The 15302-nt window shown below is 55.1% G+C and carries 13 protein-coding genes; 4 read left to right on the top strand and 9 right to left on the bottom strand.

The window, feature by feature from the left end; all coding sequences use genetic code 11:
* Window position 1 precedes the first annotated feature (1 nt).
* The 3 genes from LNA76_RS03725 to LNA76_RS03715 are packed head-to-tail and all read right to left on the bottom strand — an operon-like array spanning window position 2 to window position 2563.
* Window positions 2-844: an aldo/keto reductase gene (locus LNA76_RS03725; RefSeq protein ID WP_230017965.1), complete on the bottom strand. Its 843-nt coding sequence runs from the start codon at window positions 842-844 to the stop codon at window positions 2-4.
* A gap of 50 nt (window positions 845-894) precedes the next feature.
* The gene (locus LNA76_RS03720; protein WP_094196882.1) at window positions 895-1233 is read right to left on the bottom strand and encodes a P-II family nitrogen regulator; all 339 of its coding nucleotides are present in this window, start codon (window positions 1231-1233) and stop codon (window positions 895-897) included.
* A gap of 19 nt (window positions 1234-1252) precedes the next feature.
* On the bottom strand, window positions 1253-2563 hold the full coding sequence (locus LNA76_RS03715) for a mechanosensitive ion channel family protein (RefSeq protein ID WP_094196883.1): 1311 nt from the start codon (window positions 2561-2563) through the stop codon (window positions 1253-1255).
* Window positions 2564-2708: 145 nt separating this feature from the next.
* On the opposite strand from LNA76_RS03715, the gene argH reads away from it, so the two are divergent.
* Window positions 2709-4130, top strand: coding sequence for an argininosuccinate lyase (gene argH, locus LNA76_RS03710; RefSeq protein WP_094196884.1), 1422 nt, complete (start codon window positions 2709-2711; stop codon window positions 4128-4130).
* Window positions 4131-4417: 287 nt separating this feature from the next.
* Window positions 4418-4978, top strand: coding sequence for a hypothetical protein (locus LNA76_RS03705; protein WP_230017964.1), 561 nt, complete (start codon window positions 4418-4420; stop codon window positions 4976-4978).
* Between the two features lie 294 nt (window positions 4979-5272).
* Here the strand turns inward: LNA76_RS03705 and LNA76_RS03700 are convergent, their stop codons facing one another.
* Both LNA76_RS03700 and LNA76_RS03695 read right to left on the bottom strand, forming a co-directional pair.
* The gene (locus LNA76_RS03700) at window positions 5273-7723 is read right to left on the bottom strand and encodes a penicillin G acylase (RefSeq protein WP_230017962.1); all 2451 of its coding nucleotides are present in this window, start codon (window positions 7721-7723) and stop codon (window positions 5273-5275) included.
* A gap of 154 nt (window positions 7724-7877) precedes the next feature.
* On the bottom strand, window positions 7878-9290 hold the full coding sequence (locus LNA76_RS03695; RefSeq protein WP_230017961.1) for an NAD(P)/FAD-dependent oxidoreductase: 1413 nt from the start codon (window positions 9288-9290) through the stop codon (window positions 7878-7880).
* Window positions 9291-9517: 227 nt separating this feature from the next.
* Between LNA76_RS03695 and LNA76_RS03690 the strand changes: the two genes are divergently transcribed.
* Window positions 9518-10186 (top strand): TetR/AcrR family transcriptional regulator, encoded by a 669-nt coding sequence (locus tag LNA76_RS03690; protein WP_125276749.1) that lies wholly within the window; start codon window positions 9518-9520, stop codon window positions 10184-10186.
* A gap of 340 nt (window positions 10187-10526) precedes the next feature.
* Here the strand turns inward: LNA76_RS03690 and rlmD are convergent, their stop codons facing one another.
* From rlmD to surE, 4 genes are all read right to left on the bottom strand, one after another.
* The gene (rlmD, locus tag LNA76_RS03685; protein WP_230017960.1) at window positions 10527-11837 is read right to left on the bottom strand and encodes a 23S rRNA (uracil(1939)-C(5))-methyltransferase RlmD; all 1311 of its coding nucleotides are present in this window, start codon (window positions 11835-11837) and stop codon (window positions 10527-10529) included.
* Between the two features lie 297 nt (window positions 11838-12134).
* Window positions 12135-12959: a peptidoglycan DD-metalloendopeptidase family protein gene (locus LNA76_RS03680; RefSeq protein ID WP_094196889.1), complete on the bottom strand. Its 825-nt coding sequence runs from the start codon at window positions 12957-12959 to the stop codon at window positions 12135-12137.
* A 23-nt stretch (window positions 12960-12982) separates the two neighbouring features.
* Window positions 12983-13807 (bottom strand): protein-L-isoaspartate(D-aspartate) O-methyltransferase, encoded by an 825-nt coding sequence (locus LNA76_RS03675; protein ID WP_094196890.1) that lies wholly within the window; start codon window positions 13805-13807, stop codon window positions 12983-12985.
* Window positions 13804-14544: a 5'/3'-nucleotidase SurE gene (gene surE / locus LNA76_RS03670; RefSeq protein ID WP_230017959.1), complete on the bottom strand. Its 741-nt coding sequence runs from the start codon at window positions 14542-14544 to the stop codon at window positions 13804-13806. The genes LNA76_RS03675 and surE overlap by 4 nt, the downstream gene beginning before the upstream one ends.
* A 114-nt stretch (window positions 14545-14658) precedes the next feature.
* On the opposite strand from surE, the gene plsY reads away from it, so the two are divergent.
* Window positions 14659-15300 (top strand): glycerol-3-phosphate 1-O-acyltransferase PlsY, encoded by a 642-nt coding sequence (plsY, locus tag LNA76_RS03665; protein ID WP_230017958.1) that lies wholly within the window; start codon window positions 14659-14661, stop codon window positions 15298-15300.
* The last annotated feature ends 2 nt before the right edge of the window (window positions 15301-15302 follow it).

Raw genomic sequence — 15302 nt, 5'->3', positions numbered from 1 at the left:
TTCAAATCATTGGTAAATAAGCAGGCCTGGGGCCGCGTGGAAACTGAGCATCCAATGCTTGAATGTGCTCGGGCTGCAACACCAAATCTGCAGCGGCTGCATTTTGCAGAGCATGAACCGCGCGCGATGCCTTGGGAATCACAAACACATTGGGGTCACGCAGCAAAAAGGCCAAAGCCACTTGCCGCGCGGTGGCCTGATAGTGGCTGGCAATCTCGGCCAACAAGGCCCCGCCTTCAGAATCCGGCTCCGGGAAATCGTCGTGACCGAAGGGGCTATACGCCACCACGCTGATCTTATGCTCCTGACACCAGGGCATGACTGCGTGTTCAATGGCGCGCTCATTCAGGTGATACAGAACCTGATTGCAAGCAATCTCGCCCGGCCCCACGATGTCATACAGCTCTTCCAGATCTGGCACGTCAAAATTGCTGACGCCCCACTGCCTGATCTTGCCTTGCTGTACGAGCCGGTCAAAGGCCGCGCAGGTTTCCTCCAAAGGAACCTGGCCGGGCCAGTGCAATAAATACAGGTCCAGATAGTCCGTACCCAAACGCTTCAGGCTGGCCTCGCAAGCACGGATCACGCCCTGACGGCTAGCGTTAAAGGGCAAGACCTTGGACACCAGAAAAGCCTCGTGACGACGACCTTGCAGAGCCTGACCGATCAAGGTCTCTGCCTGCCCGTCGCCATACATCTCGGCGGTGTCGATATGGTTCATGCCCGCGTCCAGCCCGGCCTGAAAAGCCGTCATGCTTTGCGACCAATCGGCCTGCTCGACATACCAACTGCCTTGGCCCACACACGAAACACGCGGTGCTGAACCTAGTTTTTCATATCGCATCAGCTTGTCCTTCCAGAACGACTGTCCACACCAGCCCAGTTGCGGCCACCTTACAGTGCGTCGCGACCGCTCTCCGAGGTCCGAATGCGGATAGCCTGCTCAACCGGTGTCACAAATATCTTGCCATCACCGATCTTGCCAGTGTGGGCGGCTTTAATAATGGCTTCGATAATCGAATCACAGCGATCGGCTGCCACCACGATGTCCACACGGATCTTGGGCAGAAAATCCACCACATACTCGGCACCGCGATAGAGCTCGGTATGACCTTTTTGGCGACCAAAGCCTTTCACTTCAGTTACGGTCAAGCCGTTAACGTCCAGCTCTGCCAGGGCTTCGCGAACTTCATCGAGCTTGAAGGGTTTGATGATGGCCGTAATTTGTTTCATGGTTACTCGCACGTCAAATTTAAAGAGGATCTTTCGCACTGCCCGACAAAGACGGGCGGTGACTTTCGGCTGCCAGACTCAAGCCAAGGCTCAAATCCCGACCGGTGGGCGACTGGAACAGACGCAAGCCAATCTCAGGCAGCACCGCCAGAATATGGTCAAAAATGTCACCCTGGATGCGCTCATAGTCCACCCAGGCGGTTTTATTGGTAAAGCAATACACCTCGATCGGGATACCCTCTGTCGTAGGGTCCATCATGCGCACCATCTGGATCATGTCCTGGTGAATTTCAGCGTGGCGTTTGATATAGGCCGTGCAATAGGCACGGAAGGTGCCCAGATTGGTCAGACGGCGATAGTTGACCGCATCCATACCCGCACGGCTCAGTTCCTGATTGGAGCGCTCCAAATCTTCTTTTTTCTCAGCCAAATAATCACGCAGCAACGCAAAACGCGACAAGCTATCAACTTCGGCCGGAGTCAGAAAACGAACGCTAGAAGCATCAATGCTCAAGGTACGTTTGATGCGTCGCCCCCCCGACTCGAACATCTGACGCCAGTTGCGATAGCTCTCGGAAAACAGCTTGTAGGTGGGGATAGTCGTGACGGTCTTGTCCCAGTTCTGAACTTTGACCGTATGTAGAGCGATATCAATAACAAAACCATCTGCTCCGGCCTGTTTCATCTCGATCCAGTCGCCGATGCGTAACATGTCATTGGTGCTCATTTGCGTGCTGGCCACCAGCGACAGCAAGGTGTCTTTAAAGACCAGCAACAGCACGGCCGACAAGGCGCCCAGACCGGAGAGCAGCAAGACAGGCGATTGATCCAGAATGATGGAGATCATGACGATAATGCCAATCGCCCACACCGCTATCTTGGCCACCTCCACATAGCCCTTGATGGACTTGGTGCGCCCCTTGCTGGAGTTGGCGTAGACCTCTTGCCACGCTCCCAAGAGGCTGACAATCGCCATGATGAGAAAGACCAGAAAGCCCAGTAAGGCCACCCGTTCGACCACCTCCAGCAAAGTCTTGGCCAAGGGCAACAGGGTCAGATTTGAGCTGACCACCAACAAAGGCACGGCATAGCCCACATTGCGCACAAAGCGTTTTTTCACCAAGGCTCGTGCCCAGTCATCTTTGCCCGCCACTTTCAGCAAACGCCGTACCAGGCGCGAGAGAACGGAGCTGGTCAACCAACTGACAACCCAGACCAGCACAGTCAGCATCGCCAAACCGGCCAATATCTGTACCCAGCGATCCTGCGGTAAATACGCTTCGATCCATTGCCATCCCAACAAATCGGCAAAGGTACTGTCTTGCTCCATGTATTCTTCCTTATCCCACCAGCCCCAAAAAGGGCCTGCATGGTTTCCTAGAGTCTCAAAACTATCTAATATACTGCACAGCGTCTGTTTTCTGCGGGACTGGATGACCTGCGTCAGCCCGTCCAATCCACTATAATCACCCTCTATGTCAACAAACACCCCCCCCTCTTCCCAAGACCAGTTTGCCAATAAGGCCATGGCCTGGTCGGCTCGTTTTTCCGAGCCCGTCTCTGACCTCGTCAAACGCTACACAGCGTCGGTGGACTTTGACAAGCGCATGGCCCGCTTTGATATTCAGGGTTCCCTGGCCCACGCCAGCATGCTGGCTGCCGTCGGTGTGATCACCGAGCAGGACAAGGCCGACATTGAGCGCGGCATGAGCCAGATTCTGGACGAAATCGCCCAAGGCCAGTTCCAGTGGTTGCTGGACCTGGAAGACGTACACCTGAACATTGAAAAACGTCTGGTCGAGCTAATTGGCGATGCGGGCAAGCGCCTGCATACCGGCCGTTCGCGCAACGATCAGGTCGCCACCGATATCCGCCTGTGGCTGCGCAATGAAATTGACATTGCCCTGGACCTGCTGGCCCAGATGCAGCGTAAATTGGCTGAATTGGCGCTGGCTCAGGCAGACACTATTTTGCCTGGCTTTACTCACCTGCAAGTGGCACAGCCCGTTACTTTTGGCCACCATTTGCTGGCTTACGCTGAAATGTTCCAGCGCGATGCCGAGCGTCTGCAAGACTGCCGCAAACGCGTGAACCGCCTGCCTTTGGGCGCTGCCGCTCTGGCCGGTACCAGCTACCCCATCGACCGCGAAATGGTTGCCAAGCTGCTGAACTTTGACGATGTGTGCCGCAACTCGCTGGACGCTGTGTCGGACCGCGACTTCGCCATCGAATTCTGCGCCGCTGCCGCCCTGATCATGACGCACATCTCCCGCTTCTCCGAGGAGCTGGTGCTGTGGATGAGCCCCCGCGTTGGCTTTATTGATCTGGCTGACCGCTTTTGCACTGGCAGTTCCATCATGCCGCAAAAGAAAAACCCCGACGTTCCCGAGCTGGCCCGTGGCAAGACCGGCCGAGTCAATGGTCACCTGATTGCCCTGCTGACTTTGATGAAAGGCCAACCGCTGGCCTACAACAAGGACAACCAGGAAGACAAGGAAGGTCTGTTCGATTCGGCTGATACCATTCGCGACACCCTGACCATTTTTGTAGACCTGATCTCGGGCATCAAGGTCAAGCCAGAAGCCATGCGCGCTGCTGCGCTGCAAGGCTTTGCCACCGCTACCGATCTGGCCGATTACCTGGTCAAGAAAGGCCTGCCTTTCCGTGATGCCCACGAAACCGTGGCCTTGGCCGTGCGTGAATGTGAACAGTTGGGTTGCGACCTGGCCGATCTGAACCTGGAACAACTGCAAAAATTCGATAGCCGTATTGAATCGGATATCTTTGGCGTGCTGACGCTGGAAGGCTCGGTCGCTTCGCGCAAACACATCGGCGGCACCGCACCCGAGCGTGTTCGTATCGAAGCACAGCGTATTCTGGATCGTATTCCAGGCTGATAAGAGCTTAGGTTAAAAGTAAGAAAAGCCGCTCCTGTTTCAGGAGCGGCTTTTTTTAGGCATTGACTCAGATTTGATCTGACATATTTTGTCAGTTGCGTTAGGGTTAGGGCTGGAATTGCTGCTTTCGGCCATGAGCAGTCATTCCGTCGTATTAAAGTAGGCGATAAACAGACTGAACTTTGCCATTCGGGGGGCGGATGATTTTATGACGTTCTGTACTGATAACGCAGCACATAGGTAGTAATCGCCGTCAGTGATGCTGAAAGAATAAGGAAGAGAAAGAAATGAGTGATGACCCGATTAAAGTGGACCTCGACTTAGGCTCCCTTCTTGATCCTGAGATTATTATTGTTGCAGCTGAGACCGAAGACGATATTGGTTGCATTTTGCGATTGCATCTCCAAGTTGAGCAGCTACTTGAATTTTATCTTGCCGAAACCCGTACAGGAGAAATCACTGACTTTGTAAAGTTACCCCGTGATTTCGGGGGGAAATTGTCGATTGCGGTCGCTTTAGGCTTGCCTTTAGAGTTCGCACGCGTTGCGAAACAGGTCAACGCAATTCGAAACCGTCTCGCTCACGACCATAAAGCAACGATCAGTCCTGCTGCTGTAAAACTATTGGGACAGACCGTTAATGCGGTGAGCGCATTAATTCCTGAGCTACACCCAGTGGAACGTCGCTATATTGAACTACTGCAGAAAAATCCGGGCAACCGATACTCTTATGGACAAGGAGATTATCGCTTGGATTTTGTTCTTGCTGTAACGGCGTTCTTGGGGGCTGCAGTTCCCTGGTTAATTCAGCATTTTGCCCAACGCCATATTGTCGTTGAGTCCACTTAAGTGGGAGCAATCGACTGAGCCGCTCCTCTGAGGCGCAAGGTAATGACCGCTTTGGGTCGTTTTCTGCCCGATAGATCCGCCTGCGTCTGTCAAATCAATCTGAGTCAATAAATTTATACCGCTTCAACCACTTTCAATCCTGCCTGCCCAGATTTGCAGCTTAGACTTCGTACACAGCTTCGCTGCTGATACTGGCAAGCTACCTTTACTAACGACATCCCCTGACCTGCTAAACCCTCCAGCAACGATCGAAGAAGCGGCACCGCCTCAAAGTGCAGGTGCCGCACTCCTTTGTTAAGGCTGAGGCTGAATCAACAGCATCGTGCTGCTTTGTGCATTGCGGCGAATGTCAGAGTGGCTCACATCCATCGTCTTGCACTCGAAGTTCTCGTACAACTTCAACTGATCCTCGTAATGCGGGCTGCGGACACCATTACGGTCGGTGAAACCGCTTTGGCCGGGTGGCATGGCATCGCAGAACTCCACGCCCTGGGTATCAAACACCACACGGTTGTTTTCCGTGCCACGGTTCTGATAGCCCGTGAACGCAAAAGTATTGCCCGACGTCGTCTGCGGGGTTCCCGTGAAATTCTTGTCACTGAAGCGGTGCACCGAGGTCGGCATGGTCCAGCGCTCCATCTGAGCGCCCTGCTCCTGGCTCAAACGAGCCTGCGCATTTTGCAAAGCCGTGTGCATGATTTCTGGAGACGAGCGCTCACCAAAAATATTCACACGCTTGGGATCAGGATGGGCTTCCAGCGCCAAAGCACGCAGCAAAACCTTGGTGCCCATGCTCAAGTTGATGGAACCAGGATTGGGACCTTGCTGTGTGGCAAAACCTGCCTGGCTGTACATGGCGCGATGTGATTCGGGCACCACCGGCATCAGAACCTGCTTGTACATTTCTTCCAGCCAGGTTTTAAACAGGACACGGGCCGGTCCGGCATTGTGCCCATCCTGATCGCGCTCCATGCCATCCCAGGCCAGCAAAGTCGTCAACGCCGCCTGACTACCATCATTGGCAGGTAGACTTTGCGCCAATTTTTCCAGATGTGGACGGAAGTAGCGCCAGTTCACATCGCTATAGGACGCCTTCTTGTTGAACGTCCAGATCTCCTGCACGCTGAATACGTCTTTCTGCTGATATTGGCTGACCAGCTCGTTCATGCGGTCGCCGTAAGTCCAGTAGTACGTATCCGTGTTGGTCTTGTCCGGCGCAGGTTTGTTGTTCCAGTTGACCAGATAGCCTTGGGGCGGATTGTAGGCTTTGGGAATCGCGTCAAAACTCTTGATGCCCAGCCACTCCATGCTGCCGTCCCCTTTAGCAGGCACGCGGATGTCCTGATCGGCAGGACGCTGGGGCAGGAAGGCCGGCGAGACATAGCCAATATTGCCGTGCTTGTCGGCGTAGTACCAGTTAATGGAAATCGCCATCTTACTGGCTTGATCAAGAAACTCCGTCCAGTTGCGGGCCTTGGCCACGTTCAACCAGGCCAGCAAGGACTGCACCTCATAACCATCCCAACTGCGTTTCTTGCTGTAAGCCGTGCCCTGATCGTAATCAAACTGCATCACTGGGCCGTGTACGGTGCGCCAGATCGTCATTTCACGATCAGCCTGACCACGCACCTGGATGCGCTCCTTGCGCTGCTCCATCGTGCGCCAGGCATTGTTGAACCAGTACTGATCGGCACGCGCCGGATTCAGCCTCTCCTGGTACATATCCACCACGTCCTGAGGACCGGCAGTCGCCCCCCAGGCAATCTCGCTATTGGTGCCAAACAGAACAATTGGATAAGCAAAAGGCGTGTTGCCCACCACATCAAAGCCCGCGCCGTGCAAGCCGATGCCGTAGGTATAAGCCGGGTTGTACCAGCCAAACTGCGGGCCATTGATCAGCACGGTAGACCCATCCTGAACGCGCTCGGGGCGAGTGCTCCACAAATTGCTGGCCTTGGGCGCAAAGTCCGGGCCACGACCACCCCAGTGCTTGTCCTGACGTTCCAGCTCGGCAGCCAGCACTTGCGAGGAAACATGAGCCAGATTCCGCGTCCCTGCTTGCGCCTGTGGCTTGTGCTCGGCAGCGGGAGCCGGAACCGTGGTGGGAGCTGTTGTGTCATTGATCCACAGCAGCTCATCAAATAAAGCACGGCCACGTTCCGGGCCGTGCTCTTTTTCCAAAGACTGACGCATGGCCAGCGCCGTCACTTCCAGATTCGTGTCGGAGAAGCGATTAGCCATAGACCCGACCCAAATCATGACCACGTCAAAATCCGTCAGCGGCTCGGGCTGGAAATCAAAGTCTACATATTCTTTGGGCAGCAGCTCGGGACGTCGTCGCACCTGCTCCAGATAGGCGTTATAGCCATCAGCATAGCCACGGAAAATGTCGCGCTCATCTTTGGACAAGGCAGCGATTTGCCGCTGTATGGAAGCGGGTGTGAAATTCTGCCTGACCTGCATGTCGTACTTGACGTAGACATCCTGCTCGCCAGGGCCCAGGACGGCAGCGGTTGTACCTACAAAGGAGCGACGCGCCATGTCCATCTGGAACAGACGGTCTTGGGCGACCGCATAACCATAGCCGTAATACAAGCCATAGTGGCTGTCGGCAAAGACATGCGGCACACCATAGCTGTCGCGCATCACCTCTACCGACTGCACTTGCGCATGAGCCGGTGCCCACGCCAAACCCAAAATCAAACCAGCGGCCGCAACCCCTGTACGAACAAGCCCTTTCTGCATATCTGTCCCTCGTTTTTATGATACTGATAATTCTTATGAACCTAAAATATTGAAGCCAATACAAATAGGAAATCACAATGTAAAGCAATCAGGATCGAAAACAAGTGAGGGCTTGCCCTAGTCAGCGCCGCTAAACAGGGACTTGAAAACGTACTTAGAAAGACACCAGGCGGCCGGGGTTCACCGCACTCATCATGCCAATGGCGGCTTTGACCACAGGGATCGCCAGCCCCGATAACTGATGGCCCAACGGAATGCTGCGGTGGGTAATATCCGTCAACATGGCAAAGTCCTCGTTGCGACCCATCACGTCGTCGCTAATGGCTTTACCAATACGCACGGTTTGTGCCACACCATGACCACTCCAGCCATGCACCATGTAAACGGGAACCGCATCCTCGGTCTTGCGCGAGTCAGTGGCCCCATTCAGGGTGAAGTCACTGATCCCGCTCCAGGAAAACTCCAGCTGCACCTGCTCCAGCTGTGGGAATACCGTTTGGATACGATCCAGTAAATAATCATTGATACGTTCAGGGGACCAACTGGTGCCCGTACCCTGCCCGCCAAACAGCAAGCGGTTTTGACGCACGGCACGGTAATAGTCGATCTGGAATTGGGTGTCGTACACCGCACGGTCCGTTGGCAGCAGCTCGCTGACCGGGCACTGCAGCGGCTCGGTCACGCCCACATAGGTATAAAACGGGACAGTGGTATTGGACTGCGTCGGCAAGAACTGTGAGGTCGTGTCATGGACGGCCAGCACCAAGGCCTGACGCGCCAGAATTGTGCCACCGGCAGTGACCGCCAAGGCACCCTTTTCTGTCTGCTCGATCTCCTCGACCGGACTGCCTTCATAAACCCGACCACCATGCTGAACCAGGCCATACACCAGCCCCCGCAACAGCGCCAAGGGATGCAGTTGTCCGCCCAGAGTATCCACCACGGCACCGTGATACAGCGGTGAACGGATTTCCTGTTCCAGTTCGTAGCTACCCACAATCTCCACACTGGTATCGCCCAGGTAGCGGCGGGCATCCGCCCCCTCCACCAGAGCGCCCATATGGCCTGCATGAACCGCAGCCGTCAAATGGCCACGACGACGATCAAAATCCAGTTCGTAATCCTGAGCAATCTGATCGAGCAGATCCATCGCTTCATGCGAGGCAAAGCGCCACAAGCGGCGGGCTTCATCCAAAGGCAGATGGGCAATCATGTCTGCCGCTTCCCAACGGGCCAAACCGGGAGTTAACTGACCACCATTTCGACCTGAGGCGGCAGAGCCAATACTGTCTTTTTCCACCAGCACCACATCCAGGCCGGAGCGGGCCAAATGCAAGGCGGTCGAGGCACCTAACAGGCCACCGCCTACCACCAGCACATCACATTGCGTGTCGGCTTGCAGAGGATCAAAGCGGGTCCAGGGGGCAAGCGATGCTTCGTAATACGTCGCGGGCGCGACGGCGTCGTTCAGATGATCTTTGCGCCAGTTCCACAATCGGGGATTACTGACCAGCAAGCTCTCTGCGCTAGAGACATCGTTTAAAAGTGTGGGTTTAGAAATCAGCATAAATGTCCTGTGTCTGTTACGGCCCTTTGGCCGCCTGGATCACAGAGCGGAATGCTCCGGTGACGCCCCGTCAACGCGGCGTTCCGTTCTGTCTCGTTATCAACACCCCGTTGCAAAAACGGAATGGAACGATCTTCTTCTACGCTGTAGAATTAATTTATTCTACTCTGTAGAGTTAAACTTGGCAAATCAACCCTTTTTATCTCCGCTTCGACAAAGGAACTCTATTGGCACAAGCACCCTCCACGCGTACCCGCAAATTGAATAAGGACGAGCTGGCCATCGCTGCCGTCACCTTGATGGAAGAAGCCGGAGACAGCGGCTTTTCTTTACGCAAACTGGGCGAGCGCGTCGGCTGCGATCCAATGGCTGTGCTGTATCACTTCAAGTCCAAGGAGGGTTTGCTTCGCGCGATGGCTGATTATTTGACAAGTCGCATTCAAGCTGTGGATACAGAGCTCGCGTGGGCGGAACGCCTCTATGAGCTAGCCCGACAATACCGCGAATTGGCCTTAAACCACCCGCAGACGTTCAGGCAGATGCAGCGCTTTCTGAATACCGGCAAGGCTGACTATCGGGTGCTTGAACAGGTGTACCGGGCCTTGCGCGACGCAGGTTTGAGCGATGCCGAAATCCCCGCCGCCTGTGTAGGCTGGTACGCCGCTTTATATGGACTGATTCAGGGCGAGCTCGGTGGGCTTATCCGCCCGGTCACAGAAGAAGAACTGAACGAACTGGAGCAATGGCCTGCTGAGGATGTGCCTATGCTGCGCCAGATTCTGCCGCGTTTTGTCAACCTGCAGCCCGATCACGTGTTCAAAATGATGATGGAGCTGATACACGATGGCTTGATTGCCCATGCCGGTAAAGCAGCGACGACTGCCACCAAGCGGTAAAACCAGCAACGGATCGAATCAAACACACAAAACCGATCAGCCAGCCTAGCCTTCAAACGTGGTGATAAAAAGCATATAGCTGCCGGCCCCCTTGGCAAGAACACGGGCTGGCTCATGCCCACATCTCAAGAAAAACACCTGAACGCGACTGATCCTTCAGCCAGCCTTTAAAACGTGATACCACCGAAATGGTCGGGATTGAAGGCAACAGCACTTTGGGCGAACGAGCTGACAAAGCCACCCAGGAAAAACAAAACGCCCCGCAAACTGAACTGCACCCCAAAAGTTGGACACTCATCCAACCTTTGGGGCGTTTTATATCCAGCCCGCTTAGGTATGCTTAACGCGTAAAAACCGCAATCGATTCCACGTGCGCCGTGTGCGGAAACATATTCACCACACCGGCTGATTCCAGCGTATAGCCACCTTGATGCACCAGTACACCGGCATCGCGCGCCAACGTACCTGGACTACAGGAAACGTAAACCAGACGCTCGGGGCGTTCGTGCTTTTCCAACTGTGCCAAAGCGGTTGCAACAGCAAAGGCACCATCGCGCGGCGGGTCGATCAACATGCGGTCGAAATGCCCCAGGTCACGCAGCCATTGCACGTCCACTTCAAACAGGTTCAGGGTAGTAAATTTCGCCTTGTCCTGCAGGTCATGGGCCAAGGCCGCTTCACCGGCACGTTCGGTCAAAGTGCTGCTGCCTTCAATCCCGACCACTTCGGCGGCACGGCGTGCCAGCGGCAGGCTGAAGTTACCCAGACCACAGAACAAGTCGGCCACACGGTGCTCGGGTTTGACGTCCAGCAAGGTCAAGGCACGCGAGATCAGGCTGCGGTTAATGTCGTGGTTCACCTGCGTAAAATCCGTAGGGCGATACGGCATGCGCAGATCAAACTCAGGCAGTGCGTACGCCAGTTTGTCCGCATCCTCACGCAACAAAGGGTGCGCTGTTTCAGGGCCTTTAGGCTGCAACCACCAGCTAATATCGTGCTCCTGGCCGAAGTCTTGCAGGCGTTGAATATCTTCGCCCGTCAATGGCTCCATATGACGCAAGGTCAAGGTCGTGATCTTGTCGCCCATGGCCAGCTCGATCTGAGGCAAACGATCCGGTCGGGACAGGCCTGCCAGACAGGTGCGCAAAGGCGCCAGCAAGGCGGACACCTTGGCAGGTAAAACACGACATTCCGTCATGTCCACCACGTAGCGGCCATTCTTTTCACGGAAACCCACCAGCACTCCGCCTTTTTTAGGCACATAGCGCATGGAGAAACGGGCGCGATAACGATAACCCCAGTAGGGACCGTGCAATGGCGCCAGGACGCGGCCGGGTTTGACCTTGCCGATATGCCCCAGAGAATCTTCCAGCACGCGTTGCTTGACCGCGACCTGAGCCGAAGGCTCCAGGTGCTGCATGGCACAGCCACCACAGACACCAAAGTTGGGACAGGGAGGCTCGGCACGCTGGGACGAGGCTTTCAACAAAGCCGTCATACGGGCTTTATCGTATGAATCTTTGGAGCGTACCGTCTCGGCCAGCACTTCCTCGCCAGGCAAAGCACCTTCCACAAACACCACTTTGCCCTCTTTATGGGCGACGCCGCGTCCTTCCAGATCCAGCGATTCAATTAACAATACGTCAGACATTCGATAAAAACCTAAATAAGCGTCCTGCCAAGCAAAATGGCGCAGTTGCATTGCAGCAAATGATGGCGAATCGCTGATTTTACAATGAGCCTTCCGCACAGCGGGTAAAAACAAGCAGAATGCGGCAAGAGCGGTTGAGCACAGCGGGTGAACCCACCATACCCAGTAGGGTCGGCAAACAGCGCGGGCAAGCGTCAGGGCCCATCTCCGTTAAAAGCCTCAGAGCACTCAGGCGCCAGACACAGTACACAAAAAAAGCGGCCAAAAGCCGCTTTCTTGTCAGTCCAGATACCGAGCTTACCGCGTAGGCAGGTACGAGATCGGATTGACCGGCGTACCGGAACGACGAATCTCGAAGTGCAGCCGTGGCGAGGTGGTGTCAGATTGACCCAGATCGGCAATACGCTGTCCCTTCTTCACCTGCTGGCCCGTTTTAACGTGCAAGACACTGTTATGGGCATAAGCGGTAATAAAACCATTGCTATGACCGACCAACACCATCGAACCTAAACCACGTACACCATTACCGGCATACATGATCTTGCCATCCGCAGCGGCAACCACGGGATCACCCACCTTGCCTTCAATATCAATGCCCTTGGTCGAGGCATTGAAGCCCTGGATGATCTTGCCACTGGCAGGCCAACCCCAGGCGATCAGGGCAGCGTCGCTAGCGCGAGGCGCAGACACAGGTGTTTCAGTCTTGACCGGAGTGGCTGGGCTGACGGGCGAGGTCTGTGTGCTACCGCTACCGGCTGGGCGAGTGTTGACTGCCGCCATCGAGGTATTGCCATCCAGGCGCAAGGTTTGGCCCACGCGCAGCATGGAAGGATCGGTAATCTGGTTCAACTGGATCAGCGAGTTCACGTCCATGCCGTGTGCCTGGGCGATTTTGTAAAGCGTATCGCCAGGACGTACCACATAGGTACCTGTGGCACTGCTGACGCTGCCCGCCGCCGAAGAAGAACTCAGGTCGGTGACTGGGGCACGCTCGTTACGGCTTGCACAACCAGCCAGCAGGGTACTGGTGACCACAGCCGCCACCAGGCACTGACGGGGCGTCAAGAACCACTGTGTACCGGTGGAAGCAGCGGTTAACGGTAACCTGACTGCATGCTGCATAAAAATCTCCTGAGAATATCTGACTAAATCTGGGTTCCGGCTCGCATCGGCACGAAGCGAACCGCATCAAGTTCTTCACGACGCCACGAAGCCTGTCCGGTGCGTTCCACCAAAACCAGGCGCTGTTGTGTCGTACCTTCAGGGGCGATCAGCCTCCCCCCCAATGTTAATTGTTCCAATAAGGTTCTGGGAATGACCGGACCGGCTGCCGCCACAACAATAGCATCATACGGGGCTGCCGCAGGATAACCTTGCATTCCGTCACCAAACAGTATTCGAGCACGTTGCGACAGACCTAATTGACGCATGTGATCGCGGGCCATATCGCACAAACCTTTGATGCGTTCCACGGCGTACACTTCTTTGACCAATTGTGCCAAAACAGCGGCCTGATAACCACACCCGGCGCCCACTTCCAATACTTTATTCGGTATTTTCTGGTCACACACCAAACTGATCATATGAGCCACGACCCAAGGCTGGGAGATGGTCTGCGCAAAGCCAATGGGCAAGGCATCATCTTCATAGGCCCGACTGGCCAAACCTTGATCAACAAACTGATGGCGAGGCACTACCTGCATGGCGGCCAACACCCGTTCATCGGTAATTCCCTGTCGGCGTAAGCGCTCAATCATCATGCCACGCGAGCGTTCCGAGTTCAAACCCAGATTGACACTTGTTGACACTTGCGGTGACAAATTGACCGACGGTGTCGGTTGTAACTGACCCCGTTGCACGATGCGCGTATTGCTGTTGCTGGCAGACAAGCCACTGCCCAGGCTGGACTTGCCAAACCGGTTCCGTGTCCCATCCGCGAAGGGATAGCGTTTGCCGGGTTTGCTTGTCATTGCACCCAGTCCCGCAAACCAGCCAGTTGATCGTGATTCGTCAGATCTGCCCGCAAGGGAGTAATCGACACCGCACCGCTTTCAATCGCTCCGAAATCCGTTCCCTGCTCGCTATCGGACACGCCACCTACACGACCAATCCAGTAGACGGGTTCGCCATAAGGAGTCTGGCTTTTCACCACCGGCTCCGAGGGGTGGCGCTTGCCCAAGCGCGTCACCTGCATACCTGTCAGGGCTTCATACGGCAGGCACGGAATGTTCACGTTCAGCAGGGTGTTGACCGCCAGCGGCTGCTTCTGACACCGCTGCACCAAGTCCCGTGCCACGCGCGCCGCGCTGTCCAGGTTTTTCCAGCCCCGTTCGATCAGGGAAAAGGCAATCGCGGGAATGCCGAATAAATGGCCTTCCATCGCAGCAGCGACCGTGCCCGAATACAAAGTGTCATCACCCATATTGGCGCCATTATTGATACCGGACACTATCAGATCGGGACGGAAGTCCAGCAAACCGGTCAGCGCCACGTGGACACAATCAGACGGTGTACCATTCACAAAATAAAAACCATTGCTGGCCTGGCGCAGCGACAAGGGACGATTCAAGGTCAGGGAATTGCTGGCACCACTGCAATTGGTCTCAGGTGCAATGACAGTTAGCTCGCCCAGCCCTTGCAAAGCTTCATACAACGCCTCGATACCGGCTGCTGTATAGCCATCATCGTTGGAGACCAGAATACGCATGCTTACTTTTCCGTTAAAAATCTAACAGGGGCAGCAAATTGTACCCGCTGCCTTTGGTATTTTGCTGCAAGGCCGGTAGAATCCGCGCAACAATAATTGTGGAGCTCAATCCTCATGAACGCCGTTTCTTTTGCTGTGGCTGTACCGCTTGTCGCCCTTTTATCCTACTTGCTGGGGTCCTTGCCGTTTGCCGTAATCGTCAGCAAGATCATGGGCTTGCAAGACCCTCGCACCTTTGGTTCGAAAAATCCGGGAGCCACTAATGTACTACGTAGCGGCAATAAAAAAGCAGCCATTCTGACCTTGTTGGGCGATGCCTTCAAAGGCTGGCTGGCTGTCTTTCTGACCCAACAGGCCATCAGCAACTGGGGCTGGGCACCCACATTACTGGGCGCCAGCGCCTTTTTTGCCTTTTTAGGTCACTTATACCCGGTCTTTCTGGGCTTCAAAGGCGGCAAAGGCGTGGCAACCGCGCTGGGTGTCATCCTGGCCCTGCTGCCCTGGCTGGCTCTGGCTACCGCAACCACCTGGCTGATTATTGCCTATGTCAGCCGTTACTCCTCACTGGCCGCCATCATCAGTGCCGTGTTCGCTCCCTTGTTTTACCTACTCGGTGCCAAGGTGGTCTGGCCCATGAATGCGTCCATTGCCACCGCCCTGGTCCTGATCAGTGCTTTCTTGCTGTGGCGTCACCAAGAGAACATTCGCCGTCTGCTGACAGGCAAAGAAAGCAAGATCGGTTCCAAGAAAAAATAAAT

Source organism: Alcaligenes sp. MMA (assembly GCF_020907215.1).
In the GTDB taxonomy this organism is placed as follows: Bacteria; Pseudomonadota; Gammaproteobacteria; order Burkholderiales; family Burkholderiaceae_B; genus Alcaligenes; species Alcaligenes aquatilis.
This window is presented reverse-complemented; position numbering and strand designations above follow the sequence as displayed.

Coding starts and splice junctions, on each gene's coding strand:
- LNA76_RS03725 (WP_230017965.1), bottom strand. CDS start 844: ATGCGATATGAAAAACTAGGTTCAGCACCGCGTGTTTCGTGTGTGGGC.
- LNA76_RS03720 (WP_094196882.1), bottom strand. CDS start 1,233: ATGAAACAAATTACGGCCATCATCAAACCCTTCAAGCTCGATGAAGTT.
- LNA76_RS03715 (WP_094196883.1), bottom strand. CDS start 2,563: ATGGAGCAAGACAGTACCTTTGCCGATTTGTTGGGATGGCAATGGATC.
- argH (WP_094196884.1), top strand. CDS start 2,709: ATGTCAACAAACACCCCCCCCTCTTCCCAAGACCAGTTTGCCAATAAG.
- LNA76_RS03705 (WP_230017964.1), top strand. CDS start 4,418: ATGAGTGATGACCCGATTAAAGTGGACCTCGACTTAGGCTCCCTTCTT.
- LNA76_RS03700 (WP_230017962.1), bottom strand. CDS start 7,723: ATGCAGAAAGGGCTTGTTCGTACAGGGGTTGCGGCCGCTGGTTTGATT.
- LNA76_RS03695 (WP_230017961.1), bottom strand. CDS start 9,290: ATGCTGATTTCTAAACCCACACTTTTAAACGATGTCTCTAGCGCAGAG.
- rlmD (WP_230017960.1), bottom strand. CDS start 11,837: ATGTCTGACGTATTGTTAATTGAATCGCTGGATCTGGAAGGACGCGGC.
- LNA76_RS03680 (WP_094196889.1), bottom strand. CDS start 12,959: ATGCAGCATGCAGTCAGGTTACCGTTAACCGCTGCTTCCACCGGTACA.
- LNA76_RS03675 (WP_094196890.1), bottom strand. CDS start 13,807: ATGACAAGCAAACCCGGCAAACGCTATCCCTTCGCGGATGGGACACGG.
- surE (WP_230017959.1), bottom strand. CDS start 14,544: ATGCGTATTCTGGTCTCCAACGATGATGGCTATACAGCAGCCGGTATC.
- plsY (WP_230017958.1), top strand. CDS start 14,659: ATGAACGCCGTTTCTTTTGCTGTGGCTGTACCGCTTGTCGCCCTTTTA.